The sequence below is a fragment of the Ensifer sp. ENS10 genome, assembly GCF_014852025.1.
In the GTDB taxonomy this organism is placed as follows: domain Bacteria; phylum Pseudomonadota; class Alphaproteobacteria; order Rhizobiales; family Rhizobiaceae; genus Ensifer.
The window spans coordinates 237,516-252,993 of record NZ_JACVAS010000007.1 but is presented as its reverse complement, the minus strand read 5'-3'; the positions used below and the strand labels follow the sequence as shown (position 1 = coordinate 252,993).

Here is a 15,478-nt window from a genome sequence, read left to right as displayed (position 1 = left end):
AGTTGAAGTCACATGTCGCGCTTGACGATCAATCGTTCTGGGGAGATGGCGGTTTTTGCCAAGGTGGTGGAGCTTGGCGGCTTCTCGGCTGCGGCAAAAGTCTGCTGCATGACGCCCTCGGCTGTCAGCAAACTCGTCCAGCGACTGGAGGAAAGGCTTGGTGTCCGGCTCGTCAACCGGTCGACGCGGCGGCTGCAACTGACGGCGGAAGGCTGCGTCTTCTATGAGCGGGTCGTACGCATCCTCGCCGACATTGATGAAGCGGAGCGCTCGGCGGGCGCCGGCGAAACGCCGGAGGGCCGGGTGCGCCTCAATGTCAGCGCGTCCTATGCGACGCATGCGTTGATGCCGGTGCTGCCCGAATTCCTGGCGGCGTTTCCGTCGGTCTCCCTCGATATCCTGCAGACGGATGCCGTGGTCGACCTGATGGCGGAGCGGGTCGATATCGCCGTGCGCGCCGGACCGCTCAAGACATCGAGCCTGATCGCACGCAAGCTCGGCACCACATCGATGACGATCGTCGGTGCCCCATCCTATCTCGATCGTTTTGGCGTGCCTCAGACCATCGAGGATATCGAGGTGCACAACCGGCTGAGCCATAGCTACACACGGGCGTTCGATGGCTGGCCGTTGCTGTCGAATGAAAAGCAGATCGTTCTGCCGCCGACGGAACGGGTGCGGGTCAGCGATGGCGAGGGCTTGCGCCAGCTTGCGCTTGCGGGTGTGGGCCTTGCCCGGCTTCCGACCTTCACGGTCAGGGAAGATATCCAGGCCGGCCGGCTGCTGCCGCTGGTCGAGCATCTCAATCCCGGTGATATCGAGACTTTTCATGCCGTGTTTCTCGGCCAAGGCGGAGCCTTGCCGTCGCGTGTGCGGGTCGTGCTCGATTTTCTGGCTACGCGCGCGCGGATTTCGTCTTTGTGAAGCGGGAAAGGGTCGCCTCTGCCGGGTGGCCGCAGACGCGGTTGCGGCCTTCGGATTTGGCGCGATAGAGCTCCGTGTCGGCGCACTCGATCAGGTGCTTCCAGCCGCCGTTTGCGGTTCGGCCCTCCGCCACGCCGAAGCTGGCGGTGACCTTCAGTTGCTGTCCATCCGCAACGACGATCGGCTCGCGCGCAAGGTTGGCCCGGATCCGCTCCGCCAGCGCAAGGGCCGACTCGATGTTGTCGCCGGGCGTGATGACCGCGAACTCCTCGCCGCCGAAACGGGCGACGAGATCGGAGTTGCGCACGGAGTTGCGGATGACGCGGGCGATTTCCTTGATCACGATGTCGCCGACCAGATGGCCGTGGGTATCGTTGATCTGCTTGAAATGGTCGATGTCCATCAGGATCAGGCAGGCGTCCTGGCTGCTGTCGGCCGTGTCTTCCGCGCCGCCGATGAGCTCCAGCGCCCGGCGGTTGAGCAGGCCGGTCAGCTCATCGGTTTCAGCCTGATGTTCAAGGTGCTGCATCAACAGCGCGCGTTCGTCGAGGCGTTTGCGCAGCACGTCGATCGCGTCGAACAGGCGCCCCATCTCGCCTTCACCGCCCTTGCCCTGAAGGCGGGCGATCGGCCGGTCGTTGGCGAGCTCGATGATGCTGTGGCGTGCGATGAGCAGCGGTTCGAAGACCAGCGAGCGGGCGCGGCGCATCAAAACCAGCAAGACCAGGAACAGGGCGAAGGTCGCAAGGCTGGCGACCGCTAGCTTGACCGAGGCCCTCGTCTTGTTTGCCGCAAGCCGCTCGACGGTCGCATCCATGAAGGCGCGGCGAAGATCCTCGAGCGGCTTCATCTTCGGGACGAAGCGGTCGGTCAATTGCTCGGCGGTCATTGGATAGGCGCCCGATTGTCTGCCGATGGCGACGATGCTGTCGATGATCGCAAATCCTTCGCCGAAGAATTCGCGGTCGATCCTGGCGAGATCTGCGATATTGGCCGGTTTCAGACCGGGAAGGGCGCCGGGCTTGCCGACGATGGACCAGATTTCCTGCAGCCTGCCGCGTGTGCGCTCGCTATCGGCGATGTTCTTTGCTTCGAGCGGCTGGCCGACAGCAACCGGGGCCATGACCTGCGAGCCGAGGCGACCGCCGTCCTCGCGCAGATTGGCGAGCATCTGTGCCGCAAGTGCGATGCCGGCAAGGTTCGCGTCGGTGTTGGTCAGGCGTTGGATGTTCCAGTCGATCGCCGGGCGAAGCGCGTCGATGACGCCGAACATTGCCTCGATCGTAGCCTGGATCTCCGTCAGGTCCCGCTGTTCGGGCGGAAGCGCGGCAATGCGGTCGATCTCGGCGCGCGCCAGCATCAGGCGGCGGCGAACTTCGACGAGAATGGGGGAGAGGGCGCCGGCAGGTTCGGTGCGGCTGGCACCGTCGATGTCCTCGGTGAGCTTGGCGAGCGCCGCGTCGCTGCGGGTACGAAACTCGGCAAGCCGGGCCTGGACCGGCGAACCGGGTGCCACGCCGATGCCGAGCACGCCATTGGACGGGCCGCGCTCGGCCGAGAGGTAGTTTGCAGCGTCGAGCACGCGGCAGAAGGCCATGACTTCGGTCAGGTTGCGGCGAGCGATGACGAAATCGCTATAGGAGGCGGCGATGATCTCGGTGGCGAGCACGCCGGTGCAGGCAACGACGATGGCGAGCAGCCATTGGAGCTTGCGGCGCAGCGCCTTCGCCGTGCGCGCTTCTGCAACGCCCGTTTCCGGGGGCGTATAGCTGCCGCCTTTGTTCTTCATTTACGCGAAGTTGCTCCACTCATGTCGCCGCTCATCGCTTGGGCTGTCGCGACAATTCTTGTCGTGTGACAAGAAACCCATCCGAAATCAGTGTGCTCGTTGCCCCTGTTATCGTATAAGGTGTTAAATAGCCTTGAAATACCCTGAAATACTAGGGGTCGCGCCGCAACCGAGGGATGCGCATGGTGCAGGGCAGCGGCTTGCATTCCGTCACCGCACAGCGCCCATCGGATAGAAAAGAGGCCCGCCTCCTGATGGCGGGCCCTGTCTCATGCGCGTGCTTGTCGGTTGACGCGACCGTTCAGCGCTTCGGCGCGACCAGCGCGAAAAGGGCGCCTTGCGGGTCGAGCGCCTGGACGATCCAGGCGCCGCCGGGCACCTCCATCGGCTCGAGCACGACCTTGCCGCCACCGGCCTTGATACGCTCGATCGATGCGTCGAGCGCAGGCACGTTGATGTAGTAGAGCCAGTAGGGCGCGGGCACTTCCTTCGGCTTGGTCATCATCCCGCCGATCGGAGCGCCGCCATGGGCAAAGATCTGGTAGGTGCCCATCTCGCCCATGTCCATGCCCTGGTCCTTCGTCCAGCCGAAGAGCTCGGCGTAGAAGGGGAAGGCGATGTCGAGGTCGCCGGACGCGAGTTCGTGCCAGCCGACAAGACCGGGCGACATCGGATCGGTGACCGGCGGCGGATCGCCCGTACCCTTGAAGATCGCGAACACGGCGCCGTGCGGGTCGGTGACAACGGCAAAGCGCCCGATGCCCGGAATATCGTCCGGCGCCCGATGAACCTTGCCGCCCTTGGCGGCGATCTTGGCGGCGGTCGCATCGACATCGTCGACGCCGACATAGCCGAGCCAGGCGGGTGGTACCTTCATTTCGAGCGCACCTTCCGGCATCGTCATCAGTCCGGCAACCGGCAGCTCGCCGATACTGAACAGCGTGTAGCTCATGCCGGGCATGCCGGAATCGCGGGCATTCCAGCCGACGACGTCCTTATAGAAGGTCTCCGCCGCGGCCATGTCCGTCGTCATCAGTTCATACCAAACAAATTTGCCGTGATCTGCCATTGCCTTCCTCCAGTTTGCTTGGCGCGGCGCATTTCGTGCCGCTTGGTTGCATGTTCGAATGGGCCGACGTCGGAGCGGGTTGAAGCGGGACGCGGCCGGGAACCGGGCATCATCGCCGATCCCGCGGTCAATCCCGGCGCCGGTATTCCGCCGTCATCATGTCTTTCCAGCTTCCGTCCGGCGCCTGCACTTGCGCCGTCAGCAAGCGCCGGGAGTGATCGAGGAGCGTTATGACGTCCCGGTACCGCGCGGTTCTGCCGGGGTTTTCGAAATCCGGTCCATCGCAGTAGAGAGATAGGGATCTGCCTTCCGCATCCAGTTCGCCGTCATAGACCCACATATGGGTCAGCATGGAGCCGACCCAGGTACCGATGTAGCGTTTCGTCTCGGGATTGTAGCCGAGCGTCATGAGCGTTTCGCCGAAGCTGCCGCCCGGCATCGTTCCCTGACCTTCGCAGACGATCCAAAGGCCCTGGAGCGAGCGAACGTGTTCGGTCCAGGGGCCGCTCCCGTCGGCCTCGCCATCGGATCCGGTCGTGCGAACGTGCCAGTCGCCCAGCATTTGTTCGAGCCAGCGGTGCGCTTCTTCCGGTTCTGCTTTCACGGGATTTCCTTCTTGGTCCGGGCGCAGGTTATCGACCCGGCACGCGAGCGTTCTGGAAACGATTTCGCAGGCGAAAGGTTCCGCCCGCGAAGGACGAGGAGGATCAGCCTGCCTTGCGCCCGCGCACCTTTTCGTACTCGTCGTGGCGGCGGACGAAGCTCATGGTGTGGTCTTTGTTGCGGCCCTTCGGCGCGCGGTCGAGCAGCATCAGCGTGCCGACCAGTTCCTCAAGACCGCGGGCATAGGACGAATAGGTGTGATAGATCGCGCCGTCCTCGCCTTTCTGGAAGGCGCTCAGTCCTGGCAGTTCCTCATGCGCGTTGGCGCTTTCGATCTCGGTGAAATTGTAGGCGACCTTGCCGCTTGCCAGTTCGTCAGGAGAAAAGGCGACGTGGTAATCATGGTTGAAGCCGTTGCCCTCCGCAGAGACCCAGGGGAAGTGCCAATCCATGCGCTTCCTGTAGGCTTCGATCTTCGCCAGCGGCGCATTCGATGCGGCGATCAGCGTCACGTCGTGGTGGTTGAGGTGTGGCAGCATGCCGGCGAAGTGGTCGACCAGGAAGGAGCAGCCGGGGCAGCCGGCCTCCCAGGTGGGGCCGAACATGAAATGGTAGACAATGAGCTGACTGCGACCGTCGAACAGTTCGGACAGCGACTTGCGTCCGGTCACCGTGTCGAAAACGTAGGTCTTTTCCATCTTCACCCAGGGCAGAGCCAGCCGGGCGGCATTGACCTTGTCGCGTGCGTGGGTGTGTTCCTTTTCCAGCGCGAGCAGAGTTTTGCGCGCTTCCAACCACTCCTGAGGCGATACGACTGCGTGGTCCTGTCTCATGCCCGTTCCTCCTTCCAACGTTGCACTTGACTAATTACGTTGATATCAACATTAATCAGCCATGTCAAAGATGCCTTTAATTCCGTTCGAGACCACCCTGCATGTGAAGGATACCTGCCTCTGCCTGCATGTGCAGCGTGCCGCGCGTGCCATAGCCCGCCGGTTCGATGAGGCGCTGCGGTCCCTCGATATCACCAATGGGCAGTTCTCCCTGCTGATGTCGCTCAATCGTCCTGCGCCTCCGAACATGGGATCGGTTGCGTCGCTGCTCGCCATGGACCGGACGACGCTGACTGCGGCGCTGAAGCCCTTGGAACGGCGCGGCCTGATCGAGAGCTTTCCCGACCCGGAGGACCGAAGGTCGCGGCGGCTGCGGCTGACGCAGGAGGGCGCAGCGCTGCTGGCGCGTGCCATACCCATCTGGAAGGCATTGCATGAGGCGCTCGATCCGGTACTTGGCGAAGGTGGACCGGACCGCCTGCGCGCGGATCTCCTGACACTGGCTTGAACGGCGGTTGCTTAGAGCGCCGTGCGTTCAAGTGAACGCACAAAGGACGCTCTAGCACTTTGAATCTAGAGCATCTTTCCGCCTCCAGTGATTCCACTTGAGAGCGGGATGCTCTAGGGGGCGGGATCTTCCGGTGAGGATCGTTCCTTGAGGACTTCGATGATCTCCGCCATCAAGGCCGAGGCCTGTCGCAGGCGTCTTTCACCCAATTCGGCACCGAGCCTGTCGGCCCAAGCCGCCTGCCGCTCTTTGATTTCGTGCAGCGCCGTTTCGCCGGCCGCCGTCAGGACCATGAGTTTTGCCCTTTGGTGGGTCGGATTGTCTCTGTAGGCGATCAGGCCTTCCGCTTCCAACAGGTCGGCGATGCGCTGCACGCCCTGGCGCGCGAGGCCGAGGGCGCGCGCGGCATCGGCGACCGACATGGGGGCGTGGTTTGCCGCTGCCAGTACCTGCCAGCGGGCGCTCGTCTGTCCGGAAGGTTTGGCGAGTGCGTCGCCGGCCTGCGTCAGCGGACCGGCAAGCCGCAACGCGGTTATCGCAAATTCCGCAAAGGCGTCGCCGGCGTGCGTGCGTTCAGGGTCTTTCATGTTGACAGTGCCACCCGTTGTGTGAAAATTTTTGCATGACATCATGTTGTCATGATGCTCTCGTTTCAGCAAGCCCTTTCAGCAAGGGAGAGGAGAGCATGGCGAAGAGGACTTACAAGGGCAGCTGCCATTGCGGCAAGGTGCGATACGAGGCGACTTTCGATCTCGATGCCGGGACGGCCAAGTGCAATTGCGCCTTCTGTATCAATGTTGCCGCTTGGATGATGTCGATCCGTCCGTCCTCGCCCAGGTGTCGGTGGAATATCTGGATGGCCGCAACGACCGATGGGATGAAAGACCTGCCGAGGTTCGTCATCTCTGACGGACGCACCGCGTAACTGCTTTCAGTTGACAATATGTTGTCAATGTGCAAATGAACTGTATGGGCCGTAATCTGACAGCGTGTTGTCAAATTGGTGGGCGGCAAAGCGGGGTCTGCCTGGGCCCGGAAAGCAGGAGTGACGGTTATGAAACTGACCTATAAGGGAAGCTGCCATTGCGGAAATATCCGCTATGAGGCCGATGTCGACCTCGATGCCGGCACCGGCAAGTGCAATTGCTCGATCTGCTGGAAGCGGCGCTATTGGGGGGCAATCGTAAAGCCCGACGGTTTCCGCTTGCAGTGTGACGAAGCCAACATCGCCGACTACCAGTTTAGCAGCAACAGCGTGCATCACCGTTTCTGCAAGATCTGTGGCGTCGCGGCCTTCGGCCACGGCTACATCGAGGAGATCGGCGGTGCCTATTATTCGGTCAACGTCGCCTGCCTCGACGATCTCGATCCGGCGGTGCTCGCCGACGCGCCGGTGCAATATATGGACGGACGCAACAACAACTGGTTCCACGCGCCGGCCGAGACGCGTCATCTCTGACGTCTGGAAATGGCGGCTGGTCACATCCGACGAAACTCGAGATTGTATGTGACCTCTTCTCCAGTCCGGGGGTCGATGGCTGGTGCGCCGTAGATCACCAGCCTGTCGCCTTCCACGTAGAACGGGCGGATCAGATCGGACATGCCCCAGGCCGGGTTCCAGCTCGCATCCAGCTGGTGGATTACCCGGCCATCCTCAAGCCTGTAGGATCCGGCATAGGCGAGCATCGAATCGAAGAGCGCCGCCTTTTCGTCGCTCGTCGGTACGGCGCCTTTCAATGCGGGGCGATCACGCCTCACCACGACGGCGCTGACGCGGCCATCGGGATAGTAGGAGAGGTAGCCGATAGGATCGGCCCCCATGGCATCGCTGGTTTCGCCGGTGGCGACAACCTTGCGTTTCCAGGAGAGCATCTTCCAGGTGCCGAGCAGTTCGGAAGCGTTCGCCATGACCCACCTGTTTTAATCTTAGGGTAGCCTAAAATAACAGATGCACGCGGCCGGGCAAAGAAGGCAGCGGTGCGGAACGGGCCAGAGCCTGACATCCGGCCAAAGAAAAAAAGGCCCCCGAACATCGGGAGCCTTCGGACTATCTCTGTTTTTTTTCGTCTCAGCGGTCGCCGAGGTCGCGCACTGCTCCGCGGTCGGCCGAGGTGGCGAATGCGGCATAGGCCTTGAGCGCCGTCGTCACCTTGCGCTTGCGCTGCTCGGCCGGCTTCCAGCCCTTGGCGTCCTGCTCGGCGCGGCGGCTCGCAAGCTCCGCCTCGTCGACGCGCAGGCTGATCGTGCGGTTCGGGATGTCGATGTCGATCATGTCGCCTTCGCGCACGAGACCGATCGTGCCGCCATTGGCCGCTTCTGGAGAAACGTGGCCGATCGAGAGGCCGGAGGTGCCGCCGGAGAAGCGGCCGTCGGTGATCAGCGCGCAAGCTTTGCCGAGTCCCTTCGACTTCAGGTAGCTCGTCGGATAGAGCATTTCCTGCATGCCCGGGCCGCCCTTCGGGCCTTCATAGCGGATGACGACCACGTCGCCGGCCTTGATCTCGTTGCCGAGGATCGCCTTGACCGATGCATCCTGGCTTTCGAACACGCGGGCCGGGCCGGAGAACTTCAGGATGCTCTCGTCGACGCCGGCGGTCTTCACGATGCAGCCGTCGATGGCGATGTTGCCCTTAAGCACAGCGAGGCCGCCGTCCTTGGAGAAGGGGTGTTCGACCGAGCGGATGACGCCCTTTTCGCGGTCGGTGTCGAGCTCGTCCCAGCGCGACTCCTGGCTGAAGGCAACTTGCGTCGGGATGCCGCCCGGCGCCGCGCGGAAGAAGTTGCGCACCGTTTCGCTCGATGTGCGAGTGATGTCCCATCGGTCGATGGCGTCGCCGATCGTGGCGCTGTGGACGGTCGGGCAATCGCGGTTGATGAGGCCGCCTTTCTCGAGTTCGCCGAGGATCGACATGATACCGCCGGCGCGGTGCACGTCTTCCATGTGCACGTCGCTTTTCGCAGGCGCCACCTTTGACAGGCACGGAACCTTGCGCGACAGCCGGTCGATGTCGGCCATGGTGAAATCGACTTCACCCTCATGGGCGGCGGCGAGAATGTGCAGCACGGTGTTGGTCGAACCGCCCATGGCGATGTCGAGCGCCATGGCGTTTTCGAAAGCCTGCTTGGAGGCGACGTTGCGCGGCAGGACGCTTTCGTCCTCCTGCTCGTAGTAGCGGCGGGCAATATCGACGACCAGATGGCCGGCCTCGACGAAGAGGCGCTTGCGGTCGGCGTGGGTCGCGAGCGTCGAGCCGTTGCCGGGCAGCGACAGGCCGAGGGCCTCGGTCAGACAGTTCATCGAATTGGCGGTGAACATGCCGGAGCAGGAACCGCAGGTCGGGCAGGCGGAGCGCTCGATGACCTTGACGTCCTCGTCGGAAACATTGTCGTCGGCGGCTGCGACCATGGCGTCGACCAGATCGAGCGCATGCGTCTTGCCGTGCAGCACGACCTTGCCGGCTTCCATCGGGCCGCCGGAGACGAAGACGGCGGGGATATTGAGGCGGAGCGCCGCCATCAGCATGCCGGGCGTGATCTTGTCGCAGTTCGAGATGCAGACCATGGCGTCGGCGCAGTGGGCATTGACCATGTACTCGACCGAGTCGGCGATGATCTCGCGCGACGGCAGCGAATAGAGCATGCCGTCATGGCCCATGGCGATGCCGTCGTCGACGGCGATGGTGTTGAATTCCTTGGCGACGCCGCCGGCCGCCTCGATCTCGCGGGCGACGAGCTGGCCGAGATCCTTGAGGTGCACGTGGCCCGGCACGAACTGGGTGAATGAGTTCACCACTGCAATAATCGGCTTGCCAAAATCGCTGTCCTTCATGCCCGTCGCGCGCCAGAGGCCGCGGGCACCGGCCATGTTACGGCCATGGGTGGTGGTACGTGAGCGATAGGCAGGCATGGGCATGTTCCTTCACGGACAGGGCATTGCGCGAAATATGGCGATCCTTATCGCCACAGAAGGGGCTACCTAGCGCAAAATTGCGTGCACGTCATCTTTTGCGTCAGATTATTTCGACGCCGCGCGCCTGCATTTCGCGGGGTTTTCTGTCCCTTCGAGTGTCAATCTAGCCGCGCATGAATGCCTTGGACAGCACCAATCGGGAGGCTTTACGGAAATCTTATGCCGGGCGCGCGAAGTCGGAATCGAATCCGGACGCCTGATGGAGCTAGGTTCCCCTCATCGAATACGGATCAGTTCCATGTCTCTTCACGATTTCAGCTTGCGTCATCATGTCCGGAGCCTTCTGCCCGATATGGGTTTGCGCCAGCGGCCCGTTACTGTCGAGGCGAATGCAGATCCCCTGGATGTGCTACTGCTTCGGCTGAGCGCGGTTCGCCGCCTGCGTGAGCATCATGTCTGGGAGGCTGTCCGCGTGATCCGGGAACTGCCCGGTCTCGCCGTGGACGAGTGGCCGTCGCGTCGGTTCCGCGATCTGATGGCGGCCGATGCCCTGGTCGATGCGGTCATCCACCTGACGTCTACGACTGAGGCAAAGCTCTGTCTCAGAACACTCAGCCACGAACTCGGGCTTTGGACCTGTGCGCTGCGCTATCAGCCGCCAGGTGCGGGTCGGCTCACGTTCAAGGCGCGGCATGCCGATCTGGCCGCCGCGATCCTCGGCGCCTTCCTGCGCTCCTGCCGCGGCTATCAGCTTGCCATCGCGGCCACCGACCGCGGCCAGTTTCCCACCTGAAGGATATTTCCATGAACATGCACTCGCTGCGCCTCGACGGGGCGATCACGGCGCTCGTCACACCGTTTCGCGACGGCAAGGTCGATGTCGTCGGTCTGATGTCGCTGGTCGAATGGCAGATACGCCACGGCATCTCCGGCATCGTCGCTTGCGGTACCACCGGCGAGGCGCCGACGCTGTCGCGTACCGAGCGGACAATGGTGATCGAGCGCTGCGTCGAGGTCGCCGAGCGGAAGATCCCCGTTATCGCCGGAACCGGCACCAACAGTACCGAGACGACGATCGAGCTGACGGCGGAAGCCAAGGCGCTCGGCGCCGATGCGGTGCTCATTGTCGCGCCCTATTACAGCAAGCCGTCGCAGGAGGGGCTTTATCGGCACTTCGAGGCGGTCACCAGGGCGGTCGATTTGCCGGTCATCCTCTACAACGTGCCCGCCCGCACCGGCGTCGATCTGACACCGCGAACGCTCGAGCGGCTGGCGGAGCTTCCCGGCATCGTCGGCATCAAGGATGCGACCGGCGACATCGGCCGGCTTCTTTCGATGTCGGCTGCGCTGAAGAACCGCCTTCGTCCGTTTTCCGGCCATGACCAGACGGCGCTGCCGTTCAATCTTTGCGGTGGACACGGCACCATATCGGTGGCGTCCAATGTCGTTCCGCGGCTGGTGGTGGCGATGCATCAGGCAATCACGACCGGCAATACAGGGGCGGCGCTTGCCATCCATGAACGGATAAGGCCGTTGCTGGTGGCGCTCGAGCGCGAGACCAATCCGGGACCGATCAAATATGCGCTGCATCTGGCGCGCGCCCTCAGCCCCGAACTGCGCTTGCCATTGACGCCGGTTGCGGCGGAAACGGCGGCCGAGATTCGTGCGGCACTCGAGCCGCTCACCGAACTTCCGTCCTCCACCCATATCGGCCGCGGCGTCCGCATCGCGCTCGCGAGCTGAGTTCCCTCAACAATTCCCGTCCTGCCAGCATCCCCTCATTCGTTGAGCTCGGCGCGCGGGACCTTATGCCAAAAAGGAGACAGATCATGTCACGCTTGCCGCATCTTGCCGCTCAAGCCGAACAGCGCCGACGCGCCCAGGGCAACATCGAGAACCGCCACGATAACGACAGCGCGGTTCGCGACGCCTTTCTCGGCATCGGCGTCCGCCTCGGTATCGTTCTCGGCCTTGCCTATGGCATCCAGGCCGCCATTCCGTGGATTGCCGGTTAAGCCTTTTTCCGATCAACGAGGATCATTCCATCATGGGCAGTACGCAGCAGATTCGGCGTGGTTTTCGCGCGCGCGCACGTTTCGTCGTTGGCCGCGATAGGCACGGCTGGTGGGTCGTTTCCGACCGCAAGGGCGTCGTTGGCGGCCTCTTCACCAACGAGACGGCGGCGATCCACTTCGCCGTCGAGGCCAGCGATCGGCATCCGGAGGAGGTGTGCCGCGCGCCGGAAGGTGCAGCCATCGATCTCGATACGTTTTCCCGTCCACCGAAGCCGCGCCGTGCCCACTCCTGACAGCGCTTGAGGCCGACATTGCCGACGAACCATTGCCGGACTGTTCGATCGGGAAACCGTCGGGAGGCCCTGGAGGAGGCCGCATTCGCGGTCTCCCATCGAGATTGTTGCTGTTGCTTGCAAAGCAGGTGACGCGGGTCCATTCTTGCGAAGCCATCATGTCCCGGCTGGCTCCGCATTCGCCGTGCCAGCCTGGTTCGTTCGAAGGTTCGTCGTCGATGAACTGCCACGAGTGCGGTTGCGAGATCCAAGGCGGGTTTGCGTTTTGCCCGAATTGCGGTGCCAAGCAGCATAGCCCGTGTCCCGGTTGCGGCGCACTCTGCCCGCCACACTTCTCCTTTTGTCCCACCTGCGGCACCCGGCTTGGAAGCCCGGCACCAATAAAGCCGACGGTTTCGCCACCTGCGACGGCACAGACGCCTCGGGCGCGACCTTCTGGCGGAGAGGAGGCGGGCGCCGACCGCCGCACAGCCACCATTCTCTTTGCCGACCTCTGCGGCTTTACTGGTCTCAGCGAGCAGGTGGATCCGGAAGTCCTCAGGGCTTTCCAGAACGAACTCTTCGAAGAACTGACCGAGGCGGTCGAGGCTTACGGTGGCTTCGTCGACAAATTCATCGGCGACGCGTTGCTGGCCCTCTTCGGCGCGCCGGTGGCGCACGAAGACGACTCCGAGAGAGCGCTTCGTGCTGCGCTCGACATGACCGTTCGGGCAAGGCGGGTCGGCGAACGCTGGCAGCGGCGGATCGGCGAGCCACTGAACCTCCATATCGGGCTCAACACCGGAACCGTCGTGGCGGGGCGTTTGGGCGCTGGCGACGGCAAGGCCTATTCGGTGACCGGCGACGCAGTCAACACGGCGCAGCGGCTGCAAACGCTGGCAGGGCCTGGGGAGATCCTCGTCGGGCCGGTGACCTATCGGTTGACCTGCCACGCCTTTGCCTACGAGGCGCTTGGCGCGATGACGCTGCGCGGCAAAGCGGAAAGCGTCGAGGTCTACAGGCTGACGCAGTCTCTGGAGGCACCGCGCACGGCACGCGGTCTCGAAGCGCTGGGGCTCGGTGCGCCGCTGATCGGACGTGAGGCGGAGATGAAGCGCCTCATTGATTGCCTCGAGCTTGCCTGCGGCGGGACGGCGCAACTGGTGCGTCTGACGGGAGAGGCAGGGCTCGGAAAATCGCGGCTGATCAAAGAATTCCTCGAACGGGTGGCCGCGGATCCGCGCTTTTCGAACGTCGTCGTTCGCCGCGCCGGCAGTTCGTCGCTCGGAGAACCGTCCTATGGCGTTCTCGCGGCGGTGCTGCGCGGTGCCTACGGGATTTCGATGAGCGACAGCCTGCAGCGGACGACAGAGCTACTCGCCGCGGGACTGGCCGAGATCGGATTTGCGCAAGACAAGCTCGAACAGCTCGTACCGCTGTTTTTGCGGATCCTGGGCTTGGGTTCCCAGGATGAGCTGTTGCGCCATGTGGAGCCGGAACAGATGCGCCGGCAGCTTTTCGCAGGGGTGAGGGCGATTTTTGAACGACGCCTGTCACGAACGCCCTTACTGCTCGTGATCGAGGATTTGCACTGGGCCGATGCTGCCTCGCTCGAGGCCATATCCTTCGTCCTCGAGCGGACGGAAGGCAGCCCGTTGATGCTGCTGACCACCCAGCGGCCCGACGCCGATGCCGATCAGCTGAAGCCCGGACACACAAACTTGACGGCGTTGCGCCTCGCACCGCTTTCGGAGGCCGACAGGCGTCGCTTGCTTGCGGCATTCTTCGGTAGGGATGGGCTGCCTCAGGCGCTCGCCGAGCGCATCTTGGCACGGGCCGGGGGCAATCCCCTGTTCATCGAGGAAATCGTGCGCGGCCTGATCGATGTATCCGCAGTGCAGCGGGTCGGCTCGACCTGGCGGGTGGTGGAGCGCGAAGCGGCCGCCGACATTCCGGTGACCATCGAGGCGATACTGCTCGGCCGCGTCGATCGGCTACCGCCGGACGCCCGCCGAATGCTGCACCACGCTGCGATGATCGGGCCGCGATTCGATGCGGATCTGCTGCAAGCGGTTTCGGGGCGGACACCGGTGGATACGATTCTTGATCTGCTCTGCGATGCGGAGATCATCGAAGAAGCCAGGGACGGCGGCGGGTTCCTGGGCACACAGACCTATCGGTTTACCCAGACGTTGCTGCAGGAGGTGGTCTACAACAATCTGCTGCTCAGTCGGCGCACGGACGGGCATGCATTAATCGGCAAGGTGCTGGAGCGCCGGTTCGGCGAGGATACCGACCGGCCCGAGGAAATGGCGCTGCTCGGCCACCATTTCGGCCTCTCCGAACAGAAGGCCAAGGGCGCACATTACCTGGTCGCGGCCGGAGACCGGGCGCGGGCGCTCTATGCCAATGATGATGCCATCCGGCTTTATGAACAGGCGATGGCGGCACTGGCGGCCACCGGCGAACAGGGCCCCGAATGGCTTGCCGCACGCGAACGCGTCGCTGATCTCCTGGGCCCGACCGGCCAGCGTGAGGCGGCGGTTCAGCACTACGGCGCACTGTTGGAGATTTACAGCGCCATGGACGACCGGATTGCCGCGGCACGAATCCGGCGCAAGTTCGGCCATCATCTCTGGGAAACCGGGCGGCGTGACGAGGCGTTGGCTTCCTTCGCGGCAGCCGCCGAGCTGCTCGAAGGCGTGAGCGCGCCGATTGAAGGTGCGCATCTTTCGCAGGAATGCGGCCACCTCGCCTTCCGCATGGGAGACTATGCCGGCGCCCTCAAGGCGGCGGACGACGCCCTGGATCGCATTGCGGCATATACGCCGGAGACCCCAGAGACTGAGCGGGAGGCGATGCGGGTCATGGCCGAAGCGCTGAACACCAAGGCCGTGACGCTTGCCCGCCTTGGCCGCAGCGCCGAAGCGATCGGTATCGTCGAGCGAAGCGTCGCGGCAGCGGAAGGCGCGAACCTGTTGAATGCCGCCTGCCGCGGCTATACCAATCTGGCGGTGTTCTACGCGGTCACCGATCCGAGACGTGCGATTGAGGTTTGCCGCTGCGGTTTCGACATGGCAAGGCGTATCGGCGACCTCGGTTTTCAGGCGCGCCTGCTCGCCAACCTTGCCGTCGCCTATTGCACCTTCACCGATCGCTGTGCGCCGGACGGCGTGCCGGCAGCCGAGCGCGCGATTGCGATTGACCGGGAACTCGACCAGCGCGACCACTTGCCGGTGTCGCTGCTGGTGCTCGGCCAGATCCATCAGTGTCATGGCCGGGCAGATGTCGCCCGCGGCCTTTATCAGGAGGCGCTCGACCTTTGCGGAGAAACGCAAGAGGCGCAGCTCCTGTTTCCGTGTTATGATGGCTTGGCGACGCTTTGCCTGGACGCCGGCGATCTCGATGCAGCGGAAAGGTACTTCGCCTTGGCGAGAGACATATGTGCGCAACATGGTCTCGATCCCGAGGCGTTGATGATTTTGCCGTTTCTCGACTGATACTTCCGATCGTCGCCTGGGGCGCGGCGTCTGCGCTTTGATTGCTGCACACAGT

The 15,478-nt window shown here is 63.4% G+C and carries 16 protein-coding genes; 9 read left to right on the top strand and 7 right to left on the bottom strand.

Translation table 11 applies throughout. The features are described 5' to 3' along the window. The first annotated feature begins 12 nt into the window (after window positions 1-12). The gene (locus tag IB265_RS23670; RefSeq protein WP_058326672.1) at window positions 13-924 is read left to right on the top strand and encodes a LysR family transcriptional regulator; all 912 of its coding nucleotides are present in this window, start codon (window positions 13-15) and stop codon (window positions 922-924) included. Here the strand turns inward: IB265_RS23670 and IB265_RS23665 are convergent. The 4 genes from IB265_RS23665 to IB265_RS23650 form a co-directional block, all read right to left on the bottom strand. After that, complete coding sequence (locus tag IB265_RS23665) at window positions 896-2,713, bottom strand: GGDEF domain-containing protein (protein ID WP_057254606.1); 1,818 nt, start codon at window positions 2,711-2,713, stop codon at window positions 896-898. The two genes, IB265_RS23670 and IB265_RS23665, sit on opposite strands and share 29 nt — an antisense overlap. Window positions 2,714-3,014: 301 nt before the next feature. Further along, a complete protein-coding gene (locus tag IB265_RS23660; RefSeq protein ID WP_057254607.1) occupies window positions 3,015-3,782 on the bottom strand; it encodes a VOC family protein in 768 nt (255 codons plus the stop codon). 127 nt (window positions 3,783-3,909) lie between these two features. Then, window positions 3,910-4,386, bottom strand: a complete 477-nt coding sequence (locus tag IB265_RS23655) for a DUF1579 domain-containing protein (RefSeq protein ID WP_057254608.1) — start codon at window positions 4,384-4,386, stop codon at window positions 3,910-3,912. A 103-nt stretch (window positions 4,387-4,489) separates the two neighbouring features. After that, window positions 4,490-5,218: a thioredoxin family protein gene (locus tag IB265_RS23650; RefSeq protein WP_057254609.1), complete on the bottom strand. Its 729-nt coding sequence runs from the start codon at window positions 5,216-5,218 to the stop codon at window positions 4,490-4,492. Between the two features lie 61 nt (window positions 5,219-5,279). Here IB265_RS23650 and IB265_RS23645 point away from each other — a divergent pair, with 61 nt between their 5' ends. Further along, on the top strand, window positions 5,280-5,726 hold the full coding sequence (locus IB265_RS23645) for a MarR family winged helix-turn-helix transcriptional regulator (protein WP_057254610.1): 447 nt from the start codon (window positions 5,280-5,282) through the stop codon (window positions 5,724-5,726). 113 nt (window positions 5,727-5,839) lie between these two features. Here IB265_RS23645 and IB265_RS23640 read toward each other — a convergent pair whose 3' ends face one another. Further along, window positions 5,840-6,313: a MarR family winged helix-turn-helix transcriptional regulator gene (locus tag IB265_RS23640; RefSeq protein WP_057254611.1), complete on the bottom strand. Its 474-nt coding sequence runs from the start codon at window positions 6,311-6,313 to the stop codon at window positions 5,840-5,842. Window positions 6,314-6,411: 98 nt separating this feature from the next. Here IB265_RS23640 and IB265_RS23635 point away from each other — a divergent pair, with 98 nt between their 5' ends. Next, a complete protein-coding gene (locus IB265_RS23635; protein WP_373419941.1) occupies window positions 6,412-6,651 on the top strand; it encodes a hypothetical protein in 240 nt (79 codons plus the stop codon). 129 nt (window positions 6,652-6,780) lie between these two features. Beyond that, complete coding sequence (locus tag IB265_RS23630) at window positions 6,781-7,185, top strand: GFA family protein (RefSeq protein ID WP_057254613.1); 405 nt, start codon at window positions 6,781-6,783, stop codon at window positions 7,183-7,185. A 20-nt stretch (window positions 7,186-7,205) separates the two neighbouring features. On the opposite strand, the gene IB265_RS23625 is transcribed toward IB265_RS23630, so the two are convergent. Together IB265_RS23625 and ilvD are read right to left on the bottom strand one after the other, a co-directional pair. Then, window positions 7,206-7,634 carry a lipocalin-like domain-containing protein gene (locus IB265_RS23625; protein WP_057254614.1) on the bottom strand — a complete coding sequence of 143 codons (429 nt, stop codon included), beginning with the start codon at window positions 7,632-7,634 and terminating at the stop codon, window positions 7,206-7,208. 160 nt (window positions 7,635-7,794) lie between these two features. Next, complete coding sequence (gene ilvD, locus IB265_RS23620; RefSeq protein WP_057254615.1) at window positions 7,795-9,633, bottom strand: dihydroxy-acid dehydratase; 1,839 nt, start codon at window positions 9,631-9,633, stop codon at window positions 7,795-7,797. A gap of 301 nt (window positions 9,634-9,934) precedes the next feature. Here ilvD and IB265_RS23615 point away from each other — a divergent pair, with 301 nt between their 5' ends. The 5 genes from IB265_RS23615 (at window position 9,935) to IB265_RS23595 (ending at window position 15,423) form a co-directional block, all read left to right on the top strand. Continuing rightward, window positions 9,935-10,429, top strand: coding sequence for a hypothetical protein (locus tag IB265_RS23615; RefSeq protein WP_156414728.1), 495 nt, complete (start codon window positions 9,935-9,937; stop codon window positions 10,427-10,429). Between the two features lie 11 nt (window positions 10,430-10,440). Continuing rightward, on the top strand, window positions 10,441-11,379 hold the full coding sequence (dapA, locus tag IB265_RS23610) for a 4-hydroxy-tetrahydrodipicolinate synthase (RefSeq protein WP_057254617.1): 939 nt from the start codon (window positions 10,441-10,443) through the stop codon (window positions 11,377-11,379). A gap of 86 nt (window positions 11,380-11,465) precedes the next feature. Then, window positions 11,466-11,651, top strand: a complete 186-nt coding sequence (locus IB265_RS23605) for a hypothetical protein (protein WP_057254618.1) — start codon at window positions 11,466-11,468, stop codon at window positions 11,649-11,651. A gap of 32 nt (window positions 11,652-11,683) precedes the next feature. Continuing rightward, complete coding sequence (locus IB265_RS23600; RefSeq protein ID WP_057254619.1) at window positions 11,684-11,944, top strand: hypothetical protein; 261 nt, start codon at window positions 11,684-11,686, stop codon at window positions 11,942-11,944. A gap of 218 nt (window positions 11,945-12,162) precedes the next feature. Beyond that, the gene (locus IB265_RS23595; RefSeq protein WP_113132266.1) at window positions 12,163-15,423 is read left to right on the top strand and encodes an adenylate/guanylate cyclase domain-containing protein; all 3,261 of its coding nucleotides are present in this window, start codon (window positions 12,163-12,165) and stop codon (window positions 15,421-15,423) included. Window positions 15,424-15,478 lie beyond the last annotated feature (55 nt).

Excerpts from the sequence above, each read along its gene's own strand:
- IB265_RS23625 (WP_057254614.1), bottom strand. The coding sequence starts at position 7,634 with ATGGCGAACGCTTCCGAACTGCTCGGCACCTGGAAGATGCTCTCCTGG.
- IB265_RS23670 (WP_058326672.1), top strand. The coding sequence starts at position 13 with ATGTCGCGCTTGACGATCAATCGTTCTGGGGAGATGGCGGTTTTTGCC.
- IB265_RS23600 (WP_057254619.1), top strand. The coding sequence starts at position 11,684 with ATGGGCAGTACGCAGCAGATTCGGCGTGGTTTTCGCGCGCGCGCACGT.
- IB265_RS23595 (WP_113132266.1), top strand. The coding sequence starts at position 12,163 with ATGAACTGCCACGAGTGCGGTTGCGAGATCCAAGGCGGGTTTGCGTTT.
- IB265_RS23605 (WP_057254618.1), top strand. The coding sequence starts at position 11,466 with ATGTCACGCTTGCCGCATCTTGCCGCTCAAGCCGAACAGCGCCGACGC.
- IB265_RS23645 (WP_057254610.1), top strand. The coding sequence starts at position 5,280 with ATGTCAAAGATGCCTTTAATTCCGTTCGAGACCACCCTGCATGTGAAG.
- dapA (WP_057254617.1), top strand. The coding sequence starts at position 10,441 with ATGAACATGCACTCGCTGCGCCTCGACGGGGCGATCACGGCGCTCGTC.
- IB265_RS23660 (WP_057254607.1), bottom strand. The coding sequence starts at position 3,782 with ATGGCAGATCACGGCAAATTTGTTTGGTATGAACTGATGACGACGGAC.
- IB265_RS23665 (WP_057254606.1), bottom strand. The coding sequence starts at position 2,713 with ATGAAGAACAAAGGCGGCAGCTATACGCCCCCGGAAACGGGCGTTGCA.
- IB265_RS23635 (WP_373419941.1), top strand. The coding sequence starts at position 6,412 with ATGGCGAAGAGGACTTACAAGGGCAGCTGCCATTGCGGCAAGGTGCGA.
- IB265_RS23630 (WP_057254613.1), top strand. The coding sequence starts at position 6,781 with ATGAAACTGACCTATAAGGGAAGCTGCCATTGCGGAAATATCCGCTAT.
- IB265_RS23615 (WP_156414728.1), top strand. The coding sequence starts at position 9,935 with ATGTCTCTTCACGATTTCAGCTTGCGTCATCATGTCCGGAGCCTTCTG.
- IB265_RS23650 (WP_057254609.1), bottom strand. The coding sequence starts at position 5,218 with ATGAGACAGGACCACGCAGTCGTATCGCCTCAGGAGTGGTTGGAAGCG.
- ilvD (WP_057254615.1), bottom strand. The coding sequence starts at position 9,633 with ATGCCTGCCTATCGCTCACGTACCACCACCCATGGCCGTAACATGGCC.
- IB265_RS23640 (WP_057254611.1), bottom strand. The coding sequence starts at position 6,313 with ATGAAAGACCCTGAACGCACGCACGCCGGCGACGCCTTTGCGGAATTT.